The following is a 16929-nucleotide window of genomic DNA, read 5'->3' as shown; positions in this document are numbered from 1 at the left end:
CAGTTATGAATAGATTCAACTTTATGAAGTTTTTAGCAGCGCTATGTTGCTGTCTTTTTATTTCTTTAGCAGGTTTTTCGCAATCGCGATCAACCCACCCCATCCAAGTACTCGTTTCGCCAGATAAGCCAGACTGGACGTATGAACCTAACGAAGAGGCCTCGTTTAGCATACAGGTATTGAAGCATCAGGTACCGCTCAACGATGTTGAAATAACGTATGCAGTAGGACCAGAAAAGATGACTCCGGTAAACAACGGCAAGCTGCAGTTGAAAAATGGCACGGCAGTAGTTAAAGGAAAATTATCAGCACCAGGATTTTTACGTTGCGAAGCGAATGTGACGATTGATGGTAATACCTATCGTGGTATCGCGACGGCAGGGTACGCTCCACAGGATATCCAACCTACACAGAAGTTACCCGATGACTTTCAGGAGTTTTGGAATGAGGCAAAGGCAAAAGCGGCAAAAATCCCGATGGATGCAAAGTTGACCTTACTGCCAGAACGTTGCACAGAAACAGTAGATGTGTTTCAAGTCAATATTCAAAATGCTATGGTAGGAAATCGCCTATATGGTATATTGGCTAAACCGAAGAAAGAGGGCAAGTACCCAGCGGTGTTATCAGTGCCGGGAGCAGGAGTTCGTCCATATGCCGGTATTATAGATCTAGCTGAAAAGGGGATCATTACACTACAAATCGGTATACACGGGATTCCAGTTACGTATGAAGCGGGGTTGTATGCCGATCTAGGTAATGGAGCACTGAGAGGATATCCCTTTTTTAACCTCGATAATCGCGATAGCTATTACTATAACAAAGTATATCTCGGTTGTGTAAGAGCAATAGATTTTTTATACTCTTTGTCTGCGTTTGATACAAACAACCTGCTGGTATGGGGAGGTAGTCAAGGTGGAGCATTGGCGATTATTACAGCTTCTTTGGACGACCGTATAAAAGGTTTGGTGTCTATTTATCCTGCGTTGAGCGATCTAACCGGATATTTACATCATCGCGCAGGAGGATGGCCGCACATGTTTAATGTGACGAATGCACCACAGATGGCTACAGAAGATAAAATTAACGTATCTGCTTATTATGACGTGGTTAATTTTGCGAGGAACTTGAAAGTCCCCGGATTTTATACTTGGGGATATAATGACGATACTTGTCCGCCTACTTCTTACTATGCAGCCTATAATGTGATTGATGCGCCCAAGGAATTGTATTTAGTACAGGAGACGGGGCATTGGACATATCCGGAGCAACAACACCAGATTAGGGAATGGATATTAAAACAGTTCGGGAAATAGGAAAAATATAATAGGGCATCTCTCGCGGATGCCCTATTTGTAAAGTAAGCTAACGAAAATTGATTGGGAATTAAATGCCCATAAACTTAAAAGGTTTAGCTTCGTTAAAAGAGCTGTTTGATAAACCGTTGAATGTAGTATGCCCTTTTAAATCTAACATCATTGTTTTAGCGCCTTCCTGCAAATCAAATTTGGTTAGATCGACCCAAAATGTATTTGGTGTTAAGACCGTTTCGAAATAATAGACCTTATTTTTTTGGTCGGCAACAGATCGCCAACGTGTGGATGAGATATTTGGTTCCGTCTCCGAGCTAATGCCAAAAGGTACAGAGCAATTTCGGATAACACTGAATACACTAGCAACCGCTATCCTTGTATCTTCCGTCTGTGGAATGGCATTTATGTAATAAGAAGCCCTAACAAACCGATCCGCCGCCCGGTTTGTACCGGGCAACATAATCGTACCCGGAATACCTTGCCAGTAATTATTCAACGCGAGCTGTTGATCGAAAACAGGAGAATTGGTCATTACGGTATAGGAAGGGTCATGATGGATAATCAGTTTTCCATCTATATATTCGAAAATGGCATTATCACCTGTTGCATCTGAAATAGACAGATGGAGGGTTGTAAATTTTGTCGTGCCAGGAACGTAATCACTGACGACAACAAAAGGTTCGTCCTTTAATGCTGTTACCGCTTCGCTGACGGTTGCAAAATTATCTAAGACATATTGTGCCCAAGCTGAGATAGCAATACCTTTTTTCGTGCCTTGAGGATCAAATTTAGGGTAGCTGGATTCTACTAGCCACAACACATTCGCAACAAGCCCTTTTTCATTTAAGCCGTCCGTTGTTGCAATGTCCCAAGCACTCGAAATCACACTTCCATATTTGGAGACCCACGTAACCGATTGCGGGCCAGCTTCTCCACTTCTTGCGATACCGCGGGGAAATACCCAAATGTTGGCCGCAATATCGTCTTTCCAATCCATACTGCGAGCCGTGATAACAGTCTCGTTCGGCCCTTTATAAACGACTCGTGTACATGCTGTTGTTTCCTGTCGAAAGCATATAAATGCGACCAACATAAAATAAAGAAAATACTTCATAATGTAACCTGATTTAAATTAATATTACAAATATTGAAAACGTCAGTAACCTATGACGTTAACATCCATATTGTCTTTTTTGTTTTGATTCAACCGATTTTGAATTGACTATTTTGGCATCATACTTGGATACTTCTTATTGTACTTTTAAAGTTTATATCAATAATGAAAGGATGGATATTGACATATAGGAACTTGGTGTTCTTGTTTGTTGCGACGATTTTGGTAGGACTATCGTCCTGTAGTAAAGAGACCGTGGATAATATAGGCCGTGATACTGCGTTGAATATTATTCGTTCAAACAAGTGGTTTGATGTCGTAAAAACGACTTCAAAAACGGATGAAGACCCGGTGCGGGAAGTATTGGTAGGAGAGGGAGAAACGATGGAGTTCAAATCAAACGGATATGCATACGTATATAAAGGTGCAGGAGAAACAGGCTCCTATACTTATAGTATGCCTACCAGTAAAAAAATGATTTTTGCTGGTGTCGAGTATGACATTCCAGAAAATCTGGTTCAAACGGTAGCTAAATTTACTTTGGTAAATATAACAGGCGATATCACGACAAAAATTGAATTTAGACGGAGATAGCTTTCAAAACGTAAATTCCTTATTTTAGTCCGATGAAAACAATACTTTTCATCGGACTAGTTTGGCCGGAGCCCCAATCATCTGCTGCAGGAATACGTATCCTGCAATTAGTTCGGATGTTCCAAAGTGTCGGTTACCAAGTGGTTTTCGCTTCGGCGGCTGCTAAATCGCCCTATAGCCATCCGCTTTCCCAGGAGCGTGTTCGGGAGGAAGATATTCAGCTCAATGATAGTCGTTTTGACGCTTTTGTTATCTCATTAAAACCAGATATCATTGTTTTTGATCGTTTTGTCACGGAGGAACAATACGGATGGCGCGTAAGACAGCATTGCCCCGCCGCACTAACTATATTAGATACAGAGGACCTACATTTTTTACGACGGGCACGACAGGAAGCGGTAAAGCAGCATACGACAATAGACTACTATAATGAGATTACCATGCGAGAGATTGCTGCTATCCTGCGCTGCGATCTTTCCTTGATTATTTCAAAGTACGAAATACAACTTCTTTTGGAAACATTTCATTTGTCTGCTGACCTGTTATATTATCTTCCTTTCTTAGAACCGACGATAGAAGAATCAACGAGAAATAATTGGCTTCCATTTGAGCAAAGAAAAGATTTTGTATTCATTGGGAATTTTCTGCATGAGCCTAACTGGCATACCGTTCGGACACTAAAAACACACATATGGCCGAAAATAAGGAAATATTTGCCAACGGCGGAATTGCATGTTTACGGTGCATATGCTAGTGAAAAGGTTTATCAACTCCATCAACCCCAAGAGAATTTTTTGATAAAAGGAAGAGCGGAAGATGCCCGAAAAACACTGGAAGCCTATAGAGTTCTCATTGCTCCGATTCCATTTGGAGCAGGTGTCAAAGGTAAATTTATCGATGCCATGCAAGCGGGAACACCGTCGGTTACGACTACGGTAGGAGCAGAATCGATGTCGGTTGATGGGCGTTGGAATGGATATATGGAAGATGATCCAGATTGCTTTTCCGAGAAAGCGACGCGGTTATATGAGGATATGAAAATATGGTACGAAGCTCGAGAAACGGGAATCGATATCCTACATGCGACGAGTAGTAAAGAACAGTTTGAAGTGCCATTTCTTAGGCATATAAATGAATTGAACACCGGGCTAAGCGTACATCGTCGGAAAAATTTTATCGGGCAGATCTTACAAAACCAGCAGCATAGTGCTAGCAAATACATGTCACGCTGGATCGAAGAGAAAAACAAACATCTTCGGTAATAAATATGATAACATTCTTTTCAAATTAGAATTTTTTTTTACTTTAGTTCCGGCTAAGCAGTTAATTGGCTGAAACCTATAAGCTATGTGCTAAAAGGATTAAGCTGTAGGTTCCGTGTGTTAAAGACAATGTCGTACTTACGGCATAGTGTACAGCAATATAAGAGAGAGAAATATATATATGGTTGACTATCAAATAAAAGAAAGTCCGGAAGTTTATGACGCTATTGTTGTAGGGTCAGGAGCTGGCGGCGGTATGGCCGGTTATATCCTGGCCCATGCTGGATTAAAAGTATTGATGTTGGAAGCAGGACCATTTTATGATCCCGCGAAAGATGCCTTACAGTTGCGATGGCCCTGGGAATCGCCCCGCAGGGGGGCGGGAACGACTCGCCCGTTTGGAGATTTTGATGCGGCTTATGGAGGCTGGCAATTAGACGGAGAACCTTATACCACGGTAAATGGAACAGAATTTGAATGGTTCCGCGCCCGCATGCTAGGTGGTCGAACTAATCACTGGGGACGTATTTCTTTACGGATGGGCCCTGATGATTTTAAACCAACAGACGGCATTACCGACGAGTGGCCCATCACGTACGAAGAAGTGAAGCCGTTTTATGATCGTGTGGACCGGATGATTGGTATCTACGGAACGGTAGAAGGTATACGAAATGAGCCCGATGGTATCTTTATGAAACCTCCGAAACCTCGTTTGGGAGAACTTTATATCGCTAAAGGGGCAAAGAAAGCTGGTGTTCCGGTTATCCCTGGACGAGGTGCTGTTTTGACAGAATCTTCTCCGGAGATTAAAGGACGTGGAACGTGTTTTTATTGCGGGCAATGTGGGAGATCCTGTAAGGTTTATGGGGATTTTTCGTCCTCGTCTTGTCTGGTTATGCCGGCAATGAAAACGGGAAACCTAAAAGTGATCGATAATGCAATGGTTCGTGAGGTGCTTACAAACGACGAAGGACTGGCAACCGGTGTTTCTTATGTGGATACGAAAAGCCTGCAAGAATATGCCGTAAGGGGAAAGACCGTTATACTTGGTGCGAGTGCTTGTGAAAGTGCGCGTATTATGTTGAATTCCAAGTCATCGGCTCACCCAGGAGGATTAGCGAACAGCACTGGTTTGGTAGGACGATATCTACATGACTCTACGGGGTCAAGTGCTTGGGGATTCTTGCCTCAATTATTAGATAGGAAACGTTATAATGAAGATGGTGTAGGTAGTGTGCATATTTATTCTCCTTGGTGGGAAGATAATAAAAAGCTGACTTTCCCAAGAGGCTATCATATAGAGTACGGCAGTGGCCTGAATATGCCGGGGTATGGGTTCTTGAACTGGGTTCCTGGCGCTGTTGGAATGGTAGTTGGCAACGGCGGAGAAAAGCGGGACAGTGGTGGATATGGAGCTCTGCTAAAACAAGACTATCGTCGCTTCTATGGAGCGTCTATTGGGATGGCCGGACGCGGTACCGCGTTGGCGAGAAAAGATAATTATTGTGAAATTGATCCTACACGTGTGGATAAATACGGTATCCCCGTATTGCGCTTTCACTACAAATGGGCCAACGAGGAAATTGAGCAAGCCAAACATATGCAAGATACATTTAAGGCTGTTATGCACGAGATGGGCGCCATTGTTTTGTCGGACGAGCAGGGACCGGAAACAAAATATGGACTGGAAGCTCCGGGTGTAATTATCCACGAGGGAGGAACAACCCGTATGGGTAACGATCCCAAGCAATCGGTATTGAACAAATGGGGGCAGGCGCATGATTGTAAGAATTTGTATGTGGTAGATGCAGGTCCTTTTGTGCAGCAAGGGGATAAAAACCTAACTTGGACTATCTTGGCCATGTCCATGCGGACTGCGGAATATATATTGGAAGAGAAGAAAAAGTTAAACGGCTGATCGAAAAAGATATGAACAGAAGAGAATCCCTTAAAGCACTAGGTTTACTTGCGGCAGGAGCGGGTGTGTTAGCTACAGCCTGTAATGGCGAGAATGCGAAAGAAGCAAGAATCGCCAGCGAGACTGCTAATAAGCTGCCGGGCGTAGAGGATTGGGAACATGAACGTACGCAGAAACTGTTGGAAGAAAAGTTTTTTACGGACCACGAAATGGCGACCATCACGGTATTAGCAGATATTATTATTCCAAAGGATGACATATCTGGCAGTGCCTCCGAAGCAGGCGTGCCGGAATTTATTGAATTTATCGTAAAGGATCTACCATCCAACAAAATTCCTATGCGTGGTGGGTTGAAATGGATGGACGTACAATCCCAAAAGCGATATGGACAAGCTTTTATAAAGTGTACAGGAGAACAACAAATTCAACTTATCGATGATATTGCCTACCCCGATAAAGCGAAGCCAGAAATGCGTCAGGGGGTTGCCTTTTTCTCCTTAATGCGTAACTTGACGTCGTCAGGGTTTTATACGACTGAAATGGGGGTTAAAGATATTGGTTATGTGGGAAATAGACCGGGCGTATGGAATGGTGTTCCAGAGGACGTATTAAAAGCGCACGGGTTTGATCCCGAGAAATTTTTTGGATAGTTTACGGTAGAGATGCAAGTTATTGCGTCTCTATTATTCATATATTAACATATGTTAGGTTTAAAATTATTGACAGACCCTCGTTGGGCAAACATTGCAGAATCTAATTTGGACGAAATTCTGACAGATCATGCTTGGTGTGAGCAAAAAGCGGCATCTAATGCGATTACCTTAATTACGCAGAATCCCGAACATGAAGACCTCGTTCATGAATTGACCGCTATTGCTATCGAAGAAATGCAGCATTTCCAGATGGTAATTGATATTATTAAAGCCCGTGGATATGTGTTAGGAAGAGAAAGAAAAGATGACTATGTCGGACAGCTGATGAAATTCTCTAAGAAAGATGGTTCCCGTAATCAAGCGTTTGTCGATCGTTTACTATTTGCAGCAATGATAGAAGCGCGTAGCTGTGAACGCTTTCGTGTGCTTTCTAAAAATATAAATGACCAGGATCTAGCAACATTCTACCATGATTTGATGGTCTCCGAAGCGAATCACTATACTACTTTTCTCCATTTTGCACACAAATACACGACAGATGTCGATGTCGATAAAAGATGGCAGGAATGGTTAGACTTTGAAGGGGAGTTGATACAGCGTTACGGGAAAAAGGAATATATTCATGGTTAGTTTTTCTCTTCTTTTTTGCCGTAAAAAAGAAGCAAAAACCTCGTCACTTCGAATCTTTGAGGAGAGGGGTAGTACTAAGAATGGGTTTCTACATACCTCAAAAATTCGGATGTGACATTGGAGGTTAAGGATGGGTTTAGTGCAGTGCGTAAGTAGAAAGCGATCAATAACGCTCGGTGGTCAAGCGGAGTAAATCGGCCCTGAACTTTTCCGCGGCCATTTTTCTGCAGATTATTCCGTTAAAAACAAAATACTGTTTGAGCGAAGGGAGTTTATTTTGTTTAGGAATAAACAAAGAAAAATAGCGGAAACGTTCTAAGCCTTGATTTTTTTGCTTCGTTTTTTTATCAAGAAAAAAATGAAGGCCACTCTGGCAGGAGAACTTCTTGATATACATCAATGCCGACCGGAAAAAACATCCCTATCTTTGTTTAGAAAGGAAAAAAGCTATGATCGAATTAGGAATAGGTATGTTTGGGGATGTACATATAGATCCCATAACAGGCAAAATGCAATCTGCGGCAAAACGTACGCAGGAGATCGTCGAAGAAATCAAATTAATGGATGATGTAGGGGTGGATTTTTTTGGAATGGGTGAACACCATCGTGTAGATTATGCTGTTTCTTCTCCGGAAATTATATTGGCAGCAGCTGCTACGGTGACCAAGAACATCAAGTTAGGCAGTGCGGTTTCTGTTATCAGTTCGGCGGATCCCGTGAAGTTATTTCAAGACTTTTCGACGGTAGACCTTATCTCAAATGGACGAGCGGAGATTATGGCTGGTCGCGGATCTTTTATCGAATCTTTCCCGCTGTTTGGTTACGACCTAAAAGACTACGCTGAACTTTTTGAAGAAAAATTAGAGCTGTTACTGCGACTCAATAAGCAGGAAACGGTTACCTGGTCGGGCAAGTTTCGGAAACCCCTGATAAACCAGGAAGTATTTCCACGCCCCGTTAACGGGTCTTTACCGATATGGGTGGCCGTTGGTGGTACCACTTCTTCGGTAATCCGCGCAGGTAAGCTAGGACTTCCGGTTATGTTTGCGATTATAGGTGGGGCGATTGAAAACTTTAAACCTTTGTTTGAAGTGTACCGACAGGCCTGGGCAGATAATGGACATGCAATGGAGGAATTTCAAGTGGGCGTTCACATGCATGCATTTTTTGGAGAAAACGGACAAGAAGTGGCGAACCAGTACTATCCACTTTATGCTGCACAGATGAATAGAATCGGTGCTTCAAGAGGGTGGCCGCCTTATCAACGTTCGCAATATGATTTCGGAAGATCTATTCATGGGCATTTGGTGGTAGGAGATGTGAACCAATCCGTGGAAAAGATTTTACATGTGATCGAAATGTTTGGCTTGACCCGTTTTTCCGCGCACATGGATGTGGGTAGTCCGAATCATATGGACATGATGAAAGCCATAGAGTTATATGGTACGCACATCATACCGAAGGTAAAAGAGGCGTTGAAATAAAATTTGTTATCTTTGCACAGTGGTACAGCAGAGTAAATTAATAGATATCAGAAGTTTAAGCTTATCTGCGTTGAAAGATAAGCTTACTGCGATGGGTGAGCAAGGGTTCCGGGCGAAGCAGGTATATGAATGGCTATGGTCAAAATCATGTACGGATTTCGACCAGATGACAAACCTAAGTAAGGCATTACGCGAGACATTAAAAAATAACTTCGAGATACGTGCTGTGAAGGTCCGGGAGTCACAGGTGAGCTCGGACAAGACCATCAAGAGTAGCTTTACCCTCTATGATGGCAATGTGATTGAAGGTGTGTTGATTCCGACTCCGGATCGGATGACAGCTTGTGTAAGCTCGCAGGTAGGGTGTAGCTTGACCTGTAAATTTTGTGCGACAGGCTATATGGAGCGTAAGCGGAATCTCCAAGCTGATGAAATCTACGATCAAGTTGTCCTCATTGCTAATCAGGCGGCAGAAAAGTATAGTCAACCATTGACGAATATTGTTTATATGGGTATGGGTGAGCCGTTGCTGAACTACAGCGGTATGATGAAATCAGTAGAGCGTATCACTGCTCCGGATGGATTGAATATGGCCGCAAAGCGTATCACCGTGTCTACTGCGGGGATCGCCAAGATGATCAAAAAATTAGGAGACGACGAAGTTCGCTTTAATTTAGCGTTATCCTTACATGCGGCGAATGATGAAAAGCGAAATCAGATCATGCCGATAAATGAACAGAATTCCTTAGAAGCATTGGCAGATGCATTAAAATATTATTATACAAAAACCAAGAATCCGGTAACATTTGAATACATTGTGTTTCATAACTTCAATGACGAACTGCAAGATGCGAAGGAGCTTGCCCGGTTTTGTAAACATGTGCCATGTAAAGTGAATATCATTGAATATAACCCTATCGCATTAGCTGATTTTGTGAATGCAGAGGCGGATAAAATTGAGCAGTTTGCAGAATACCTGCGTAGCCAGCAGATTGTGACCAACGTTCGCCGGAGCCGTGGGAAAGATATTGACGCCGCCTGTGGCCAGCTTGCCATCAAAGAAGAAACCGCAGTTTAGAGAGTAATATGTAAAATATCCGAAGCCACGAGATTTTTGCTTCTTTTTTGCGGGAAAAAAGAAGATAATATTAAATTTGCGTATACCAATTGTAACAATATGCAAATCAAATCGTATTGGAGGAGTTTTGTCTCCATTTTGTTCCCACCGCTATGCGTTTCTTGTGAAAATGTCCTTTTGTATCAAGAGGAGTTTGTTTGTACCGCGTGTCGCTACCATTTTCCCCTGAATGATCACTATCGTTTCCTACAGAATGAATTAACGCAACGCTTAGTCGGTAAAGCCCCTGTTTATACAGGGGCGGCTTATCTTTCGTTTTCTAAATCGTCTTCTGTACAGACTATCATTCACAAATTAAAATATCGTGACGATTGTCATATTGGACGATATCTCGGTAAATGCTTTGGTATGGAGCTACTTATTTCCCCATTCTATGCCGACATCGATGTGGTGGTTCCGCTGCCACTGCATCAGCAGAAAAAACGTATTCGACGATATAATCAGAGTGAATATATTGCAGAAGGTATTGCGGAGGGGATGTCGTTGCCGGTAAATCAGGTGGATTTTATCCGGACAATAAATACAGAAACACAAACAAAGAAAAGTCGTATGGAGCGGTATGATAATGTCGAAAATGCTTTTTCCTGTGTTACGCCTTCGGCTTTCGAAAATAAACATGTATTGTTGGTAGACGACGTTTTCACAACCGGAGCCACAATAGCTTCGGCAGCCCAAACGCTCATTGAACAGTGCAATTGCAAAGTTTCTATAGCCGTATTAGCGATAGCGTAGCGACCTTCATACTATATCGACCGTTTCCGATAAAACAAAATATAACTAAAAAGTGCCATTCCGATTCCGACATAATCTGCGAAAATATCCCACCAATCCGCTTGGCGTCCTGTTGATAGATAATATTGAATGGCCTCTGTACCAAAAGCAAAAATACTGGCAACGAAGAACGAGATAAAGACTGCTTTCATTTTGGATGGATTTCCGGCGGGTCGTGACATGGAGCCCCATAATAGCAATGCCGTAAAAACAAAAAAGAAGCCGCAATGTGCCATCTTATCAAACCCTTCAAAAAATCCGACTCCCGGGATATCGTCTGAAGGTAAGCCCATTAACAATAGCATAAAAATGCCCCAAACGATAGCCCAAATGTAGTTCAACAGGTTTTTCAACATGGGAGATAAAAGTCGTATAAATTGAGGAGCTTTCAAAGCAATTTTATATTAAAAAAAGATTATGGATAAGTATAGATAATGAATAAGCACGCTGCTGAAATATAAAACAAAAAATTAATTAACTGAAAATAAGCCTGTTAGTATGGTTGTATGATTTTTTATAGTACTATGTATTGCATAGTACAATATAAAACATATAACTTTGTATTGTTATGATAGCAGAAAACACACAGACCCAAATGCGGAAAGGGATATTAGAATACTGTATCCTTTCCATCATTTCCCGAGGGGAGATTTATGCTTCAGATATTATCGCGGAACTAAAAAAAGCCCAGCTGCTAGTCGTGGAAGGGACGTTGTATCCGTTATTGACGCGCTTGAAGAATAATGGGTTATTGAGTTATACATGGAAGGAATCAAGCTCCGGTCCGCCTCGTAAATATTATCAGATTACGGCGGAGGGCCGAACGGTGTTATCTCGGCTAGACGTAACATGGAAAGAACTTGTTTTCGCGGTGGAAACATCCCTGCAAGGACGAAACGACTAATAAGAGCATCTACATATATAAACAAGGTCATGAACAGGACAATTATTATAAATATCAACAGTATCGTCTTCCATATCGAGGAAGACGCTTACGACACGCTACGGTCGTATATGATTGATATTAAAAAGCATTTTGGAAATACGGCAGAAAGCAAGGAGATATTGGAGGATATTGAAAATCGAATTGCCGAAATGTTCAACGAGCGTATCCAAACAGGACGTAAAGAGGTCATCAATTTAGAAGATGTGCAACGCGTCATTACACAAATGGGGCAGGTGAGCGATTTTGAAGAAAGTGAGGGCACTGCTGCGAACGAGGATTTTCGTCACGAGCAACGGGCGGGTCAAGCACCTCATGTGGAATATGTTGGTAAGAAATTGATGCGCGATCCGGATGACAAAATGTTGGGCGGAGTGTGTAGTGGCCTGGCGCGTTATTTCGGTATAGAACCCATTTGGATACGGATTCTATTGGTTCTTTTCTTCTTACTTGGTGGTTCTGGTGTTTTGGCCTATATCATTCTTTGGATAGTGATGCCTATTGCGGAAACCCGCGCCGACAAAATGGCGATGCGGGGTGAAGAACCAAATTTACAAAATTTTAAAAAGTCCTTCGATGAAGAAGCGAAGAGCCTTTCTGAAACTTTTTCTGACACAGGAGAGCGTCATGACCGAGGGTCACGTACAGCCGGAAATCTATTGAGTGGTTGTTTAGGGTTGATTGGGAAGATGATTGCGTGGATTATGCTCATTTTTGCGGGGCTAAATTTATTGGGTTTGTTCATCTTCTATGTGTTTAATATGATGAACTTCTTTGGACTGGAAAATCCGATGTTTTTCCCGCCATTGAAAGGGCTGGCGACCAATGATGGGATTATTGCATTGACTTTTGGCTTTTTGGCGATCGCCATACCATTTTTTGCTTTGTTTTTCTGGCTTACACGTATCTTATTTAAAACAGACAAACTGAACAGCTACTTATCGTTGACGATGTTTGCGGCCTGGATCGTATCCATCGTCGGTATTATCTACTATTGTATAGCTACAGCACAAGATTTTCGGGAAAAGAGTACCATCAATGTGCAAAAAAACATACAGCGACAAGAAGTCTACTATTTCGATGAGAAAGATATTCGGGTATTGGATGCCAGCGAACAGGATTCCTTACAGTCTAAATTTAATATTCAGCTAGATGGACAGGACTTGCGGAATTACTTGCATAGTGATATTAATATCTATTTCGAAAGTATCGATTCGCTTAGTCAACCCTACATACAGTACAGTTATTCCGCGAAGGGGAAAACTTATCAATTGGCTTCTGAGCGCGCACATAATATTGCTTATGAAGCTATTCAAGAAGGTTCGACGTTCTTGTTTCCCAGTCATTTTTTGTTGATGAAAAACACGTTGGATAGAGATCAGCAGGTGAGAGTGACCGTTTATCTCCCGAAAGGTGCAAGAGTTGTGCTTCAGCGGAGTATAGAACCGAAAATTCGGGATATTTCCTATTGGGAATGTTTGAACAACTATCCGGAGGCAGCACAACAAAAATATACTGAGTGGACGATGTCAGGAGCCGGTCTAGTATGTGTACAAAAACCACAGCCCCTACCAAAAGAAGAGGAGGAACAAGAAGCCGTGAAATCTAAGATGAAAGCATTATTGGAGGAGATAAAAGATAAGAAAGATTCTATTATCCGGATTGATGGTTCTGATGTGACGATTGAAGTGAAAGACAACAGTGTAAGAATCAATACTAAAAAGCAAGAAGAAAACTAAACCATGCGTATTATTTTAAGTTTTAGTGTTCTCCTGTTCACTGTATTTACCGTACAGGCACAACAAGGAGAGATAAGCGGTCGTGTGTTTAATGAGCAGCGAGAACCATTGGCAAATGTATCCATTTACGTATTGACGGCAAAAGTGGGGGCCCTCCTAAAAACAGGGGCGACGGATGGACAAGGCCGGTATATAATAAAAAATGTACCTCCGGGTGAATTTTTGGTGCAGGCGTCGTCGGTGGGATACGAAACGATGAAATCTCTCCCCATAATGGTCATGGAGCAATCCGTTGTTGTGGATGATTTAATACTGACCGTCCAATCTCGGACAATAGACGAGGTTACCGTAGAAGGGCAGGTACCCCTCGTGCAACAGCGGGACGGGAAACTGGTGTTAAACGTCGAAAATTCTACGCTGGCCGCGGGGAACAATGCCTTAGAAGTGGTACAGCGTGCACCTGGAGTAAGTGTGGATAAAGACGAGAACCTCCAGTTAATGGGACAACAGGGCGTGAATGTGACTATTGACGGTAGGCAGACATATATGAGTGGCGAGCAGCTTACGGCATTTCTCAAAGCGACCAATGGCGACCAGATCAAGAGCGTGGAAGTCAGTACGATTCGAAGCGCAAAAGAGGATGCGGAAGGAACAGTAGGTACGATCAACATCGTGTTGAAGAAAAACAAACTAGAAGGGTTTAATGGTTCATTTCTGGCAAGTGCTGCCCACGGTAAACATGCCCGGGGAAATTCTTCGTTGAACCTCAATTACAGAAAAAACAATACGACTATCTTTGGTACTTATGGTTTTACCCGGAATAAAAGACAATTTGATTTGGGGATGGAAAGGGTTATTCCGTCAGATGGTGCCGATCGCGTATTTGATCAGGATGCCTATCTTATAGAGACAAACAAAACGCATAATTATAGGATAGGAGTAGAGCAGAAAACCTCGGAAAAAAATACCATGTTATTGCAGTTTTCAGGTGATAATGATGAGGAAATATCAGATAATACCAGTCTCACAAACATCGGTCCTCGCATCGGCGTTGTCGATTCTGTATTGGATGCCTCTTCGAAATCTGTAACACCTTTTAACCGTTATTCCGTCAACTTTAACAACGAGCTCCAATTGGATACGTTGGGGAGTAAATTGGTGCTGGATTTGGACTGGAGTGCTTTTCGGAACAATTCAAATATCAACTATACATATCGCACTTCCGATCCCGCCGGAAACCTGTTGTATGATTCCGAGCTGGAAAGAAGTCGCATGCCTGTAGATATTGATATCTATGTTGCCAAGTTGGATTTTGAAAAAATGTGGAGAAAGGGTGGGAAATTGGAGACAGGTCTAAAGTATAGTAATGTGCGTTCGGATAATGACTTGCAGTTTGAACATTTTGTAGATAACCAATGGCAAGACTATGCAGGACGTCCCAACCATTTTGTATATACAGAACAGATAGCCGCAGCTTATGCAGACTATAGCCGTGGATTCGGACAATGGTCGATGAAACTGGGACTTCGAACGGAGTACACCTTTTCCGATGGAAACTCTATCACATTGGAGAAACGTGTGAAACGTGATTATTTAGATTGGTTCCCCTCGGCAAACGTATCCTATACACTTAATGAAAACAATATCCTTTCGCTCAGCTATGCCCGAAAGATAGGGCGTCCAAACTACAGGCATTTGAACCCATTCGAATATTATATCGACAAATTTACATTTATGAGGGGGAACCCCTATGTCAATCCGCAGTATACCAATGGTTTTACTTTAAATTATACCCTGTACAAAATGTTCAATTTTACATTAGGAACGGATTTGACCAAGGATGCGATGGTAGAAAGCTTAGGACAGGATTCGGTGACCGGCCAGGCGTGGATTACCCGGGAAAATTTAGCGAATACGGTGACATCTTATTTGAATATTAATGCGCCGGTAAGAATAGGTAAGTTTTGGACAATGAACAATAACCTGACGACGATCTATATGCATTTTAAAGGTCCGATCGCCGGGGAGTATGCTAACTTAGGATCTACTTTCTTCCAAGGCCGCAGTACAAATAACTTTAGGCTGAACAAAGCATTTTCTGCAGAATTATCTGTCAATTATAACAGTGCATTTCTTTATAATGTCTACAGAATTCACGCCCGTTGGGGAACGGATGTTGGTGTGAATTATAATTTCAAAAATGAGCGAAGCTCTTTGAAATTGGCGGGAACGGATATTTTTCGAACACAACAGAACAATGTATCGACAGATTTTGGGCAATTCAACTCCATAATCCGGCAGTATAACGACAATCAGACAATTCGGTTGACGTATACGTATAAATTTGGTAATCTGAAACAGCAAATCAGAAAACGAGATACCGAATCGGAAGAGGCAAGTCGTGCGCGGTAGGTCATAAACCAAACTCCCAGAAAATTGTTATCTTGTCAGGATTAAACAAACAAGACTATTATGAAACGATTTTTTCTTTTTGCGGTAACGGCTGTAGGAGCCACACTATTGACAGTCGCATGCGGTCAACGGCAACAACAGGAGCAACAAGACGGACAGGAAGAACAGGAACTGCAATGGCAATTGAAGGAAGTGTGGGAAACGAAAGACCTACCTACACCGGAATCGGTACTCTATCACGAGGGCAACGATGTATTATATGTGTCTTTGATTGATGGTGATGGAGCCGAGAAAGATGGAAAGGGAGGCGTTGCCCTGTTAAATCTAGACGGAAGCGTCAAGGATCAAAATTGGGTAACCGGCATGAACGCGCCCAAAGGCATGGCCATTCATGAGAATTTGTTATATGTGGCCGATATTACCGCCGTCGCTGTCATTGATCTGGAAACAGGCGATGTGCTTCATGAAATTGAATTTCCTGACGCAGTTTTTCTGAATGATGTTACAGTTAACGCCGATGGTATAGTTTATGTGTCGGATACCCGTACCGGTACGATCTATCAGATGCAGAATAACCAACCTACAGTATTTTTAAAAGACGCACCGAATGCTAATGGTTTGAAGGTTGTGGACGGAAACCTTTACGCGTTAATAGGGCCCGAGTTATGGAAAATCGATGCTGATAAGAATAGTACGGTAATTACAAAAGGCTTCGAGCTCGGTGGCGATGGACTGGAACCCGTAGGTGATAAAGGGGATTTTCTGGTGACCTGTTGGGGAGGTTTGGTATATTATGTGAAAGCAGATGGTAGTTTCGAGAAGTTGATGGATGTACAAGGGGAGATGAATACAGCAGATTTGGGTATACATCCCGGAAGCAATACGATATACATTCCGACATTCAACAGCAATAGCGTCAAAGCATTTAAGTTGGAAAAATAAATAAAAGAGAGGAGGAAAC

15 protein-coding genes are annotated in these 16929 nt (G+C 42.3%); 13 read left to right on the top strand and 2 right to left on the bottom strand.

Going from position 1 to position 16929, the window contains the following annotated elements; translation table 11 throughout:
* Window positions 1–5: 5 nt before the first annotated feature.
* On the top strand, window positions 6–1313 hold the full coding sequence (locus tag EWE74_RS13895; protein WP_206365236.1) for an acetylxylan esterase: 1308 nt from the start codon (window positions 6–8) through the stop codon (window positions 1311–1313).
* A gap of 70 nt (window positions 1314–1383) precedes the next feature.
* Here EWE74_RS13895 and EWE74_RS13890 read toward each other — a convergent pair whose 3' ends face one another.
* Complete coding sequence (locus EWE74_RS13890) at window positions 1384–2424, bottom strand: linear amide C-N hydrolase (protein WP_130142116.1); 1041 nt, start codon at window positions 2422–2424, stop codon at window positions 1384–1386.
* 165 nt (window positions 2425–2589) lie between these two features.
* Between EWE74_RS13890 and EWE74_RS13885 the strand changes: the two genes are divergently transcribed.
* From EWE74_RS13885 to EWE74_RS13850, 8 genes are all read left to right on the top strand, one after another.
* Window positions 2590–3018, top strand: a complete 429-nt coding sequence (locus tag EWE74_RS13885) for a hypothetical protein (protein ID WP_130142115.1) — start codon at window positions 2590–2592, stop codon at window positions 3016–3018.
* A gap of 32 nt (window positions 3019–3050) precedes the next feature.
* Window positions 3051–4280 carry a glycosyltransferase gene (locus tag EWE74_RS13880; protein WP_130142114.1) on the top strand — a complete coding sequence of 410 codons (1230 nt, stop codon included), beginning with the start codon at window positions 3051–3053 and terminating at the stop codon, window positions 4278–4280.
* Between the two features lie 181 nt (window positions 4281–4461).
* Window positions 4462–6198: a GMC family oxidoreductase gene (locus EWE74_RS13875; RefSeq protein WP_130142113.1), complete on the top strand. Its 1737-nt coding sequence runs from the start codon at window positions 4462–4464 to the stop codon at window positions 6196–6198.
* Between the two features lie 11 nt (window positions 6199–6209).
* Window positions 6210–6848: a gluconate 2-dehydrogenase subunit 3 family protein gene (locus tag EWE74_RS13870; RefSeq protein ID WP_130142112.1), complete on the top strand. Its 639-nt coding sequence runs from the start codon at window positions 6210–6212 to the stop codon at window positions 6846–6848.
* Window positions 6849–6899: 51 nt separating this feature from the next.
* Window positions 6900–7481 (top strand): tRNA-(ms[2]io[6]A)-hydroxylase, encoded by a 582-nt coding sequence (gene miaE / locus EWE74_RS13865; RefSeq protein WP_130142111.1) that lies wholly within the window; start codon window positions 6900–6902, stop codon window positions 7479–7481.
* A gap of 449 nt (window positions 7482–7930) precedes the next feature.
* On the top strand, window positions 7931–8965 hold the full coding sequence (locus EWE74_RS13860; protein WP_317125966.1) for an LLM class flavin-dependent oxidoreductase: 1035 nt from the start codon (window positions 7931–7933) through the stop codon (window positions 8963–8965).
* Between the two features lie 19 nt (window positions 8966–8984).
* Entirely contained in the window at window positions 8985–10043 is a 1059-nt protein-coding gene (rlmN, locus tag EWE74_RS13855) for a 23S rRNA (adenine(2503)-C(2))-methyltransferase RlmN (RefSeq protein WP_130142110.1), read from the top strand.
* Window positions 10044–10142: 99 nt separating this feature from the next.
* Entirely contained in the window at window positions 10143–10835 is a 693-nt protein-coding gene (locus EWE74_RS13850) for a ComF family protein (RefSeq protein ID WP_130142109.1), read from the top strand.
* A gap of 11 nt (window positions 10836–10846) precedes the next feature.
* Here the strand turns inward: EWE74_RS13850 and EWE74_RS13845 are convergent, their stop codons facing one another.
* On the bottom strand, window positions 10847–11230 hold the full coding sequence (locus EWE74_RS13845; protein WP_239018664.1) for a VanZ family protein: 384 nt from the start codon (window positions 11228–11230) through the stop codon (window positions 10847–10849).
* Window positions 11231–11442: 212 nt separating this feature from the next.
* On the opposite strand from EWE74_RS13845, the gene EWE74_RS13840 reads away from it, so the two are divergent.
* The 4 genes from EWE74_RS13840 to EWE74_RS13825 are packed head-to-tail and all read left to right on the top strand — an operon-like array spanning window position 11443 to window position 16910.
* Complete coding sequence (locus EWE74_RS13840) at window positions 11443–11778, top strand: PadR family transcriptional regulator (protein WP_130142108.1); 336 nt, start codon at window positions 11443–11445, stop codon at window positions 11776–11778.
* Between the two features lie 29 nt (window positions 11779–11807).
* Window positions 11808–13556, top strand: a complete 1749-nt coding sequence (locus EWE74_RS13835) for a PspC domain-containing protein (RefSeq protein ID WP_165384719.1) — start codon at window positions 11808–11810, stop codon at window positions 13554–13556.
* 3 nt (window positions 13557–13559) lie between these two features.
* Window positions 13560–15968 (top strand): TonB-dependent receptor domain-containing protein, encoded by a 2409-nt coding sequence (locus EWE74_RS13830; protein WP_130142106.1) that lies wholly within the window; start codon window positions 13560–13562, stop codon window positions 15966–15968.
* Window positions 15969–16028: 60 nt separating this feature from the next.
* Window positions 16029–16910, top strand: coding sequence for an SMP-30/gluconolactonase/LRE family protein (locus EWE74_RS13825; RefSeq protein WP_239018663.1), 882 nt, complete (start codon window positions 16029–16031; stop codon window positions 16908–16910).
* The last annotated feature ends 19 nt before the right edge of the window (window positions 16911–16929 follow it).

The sequence above is a fragment of the Sphingobacterium corticibacterium genome, assembly GCF_004208525.1.
In the GTDB taxonomy this organism is placed as follows: domain Bacteria; phylum Bacteroidota; class Bacteroidia; order Sphingobacteriales; family Sphingobacteriaceae; genus Sphingobacterium; species Sphingobacterium corticibacterium.
The sequence above is the reverse complement of the archived record's forward strand: the minus strand, read 5'-3'. Positions and strand labels throughout refer to the sequence as shown.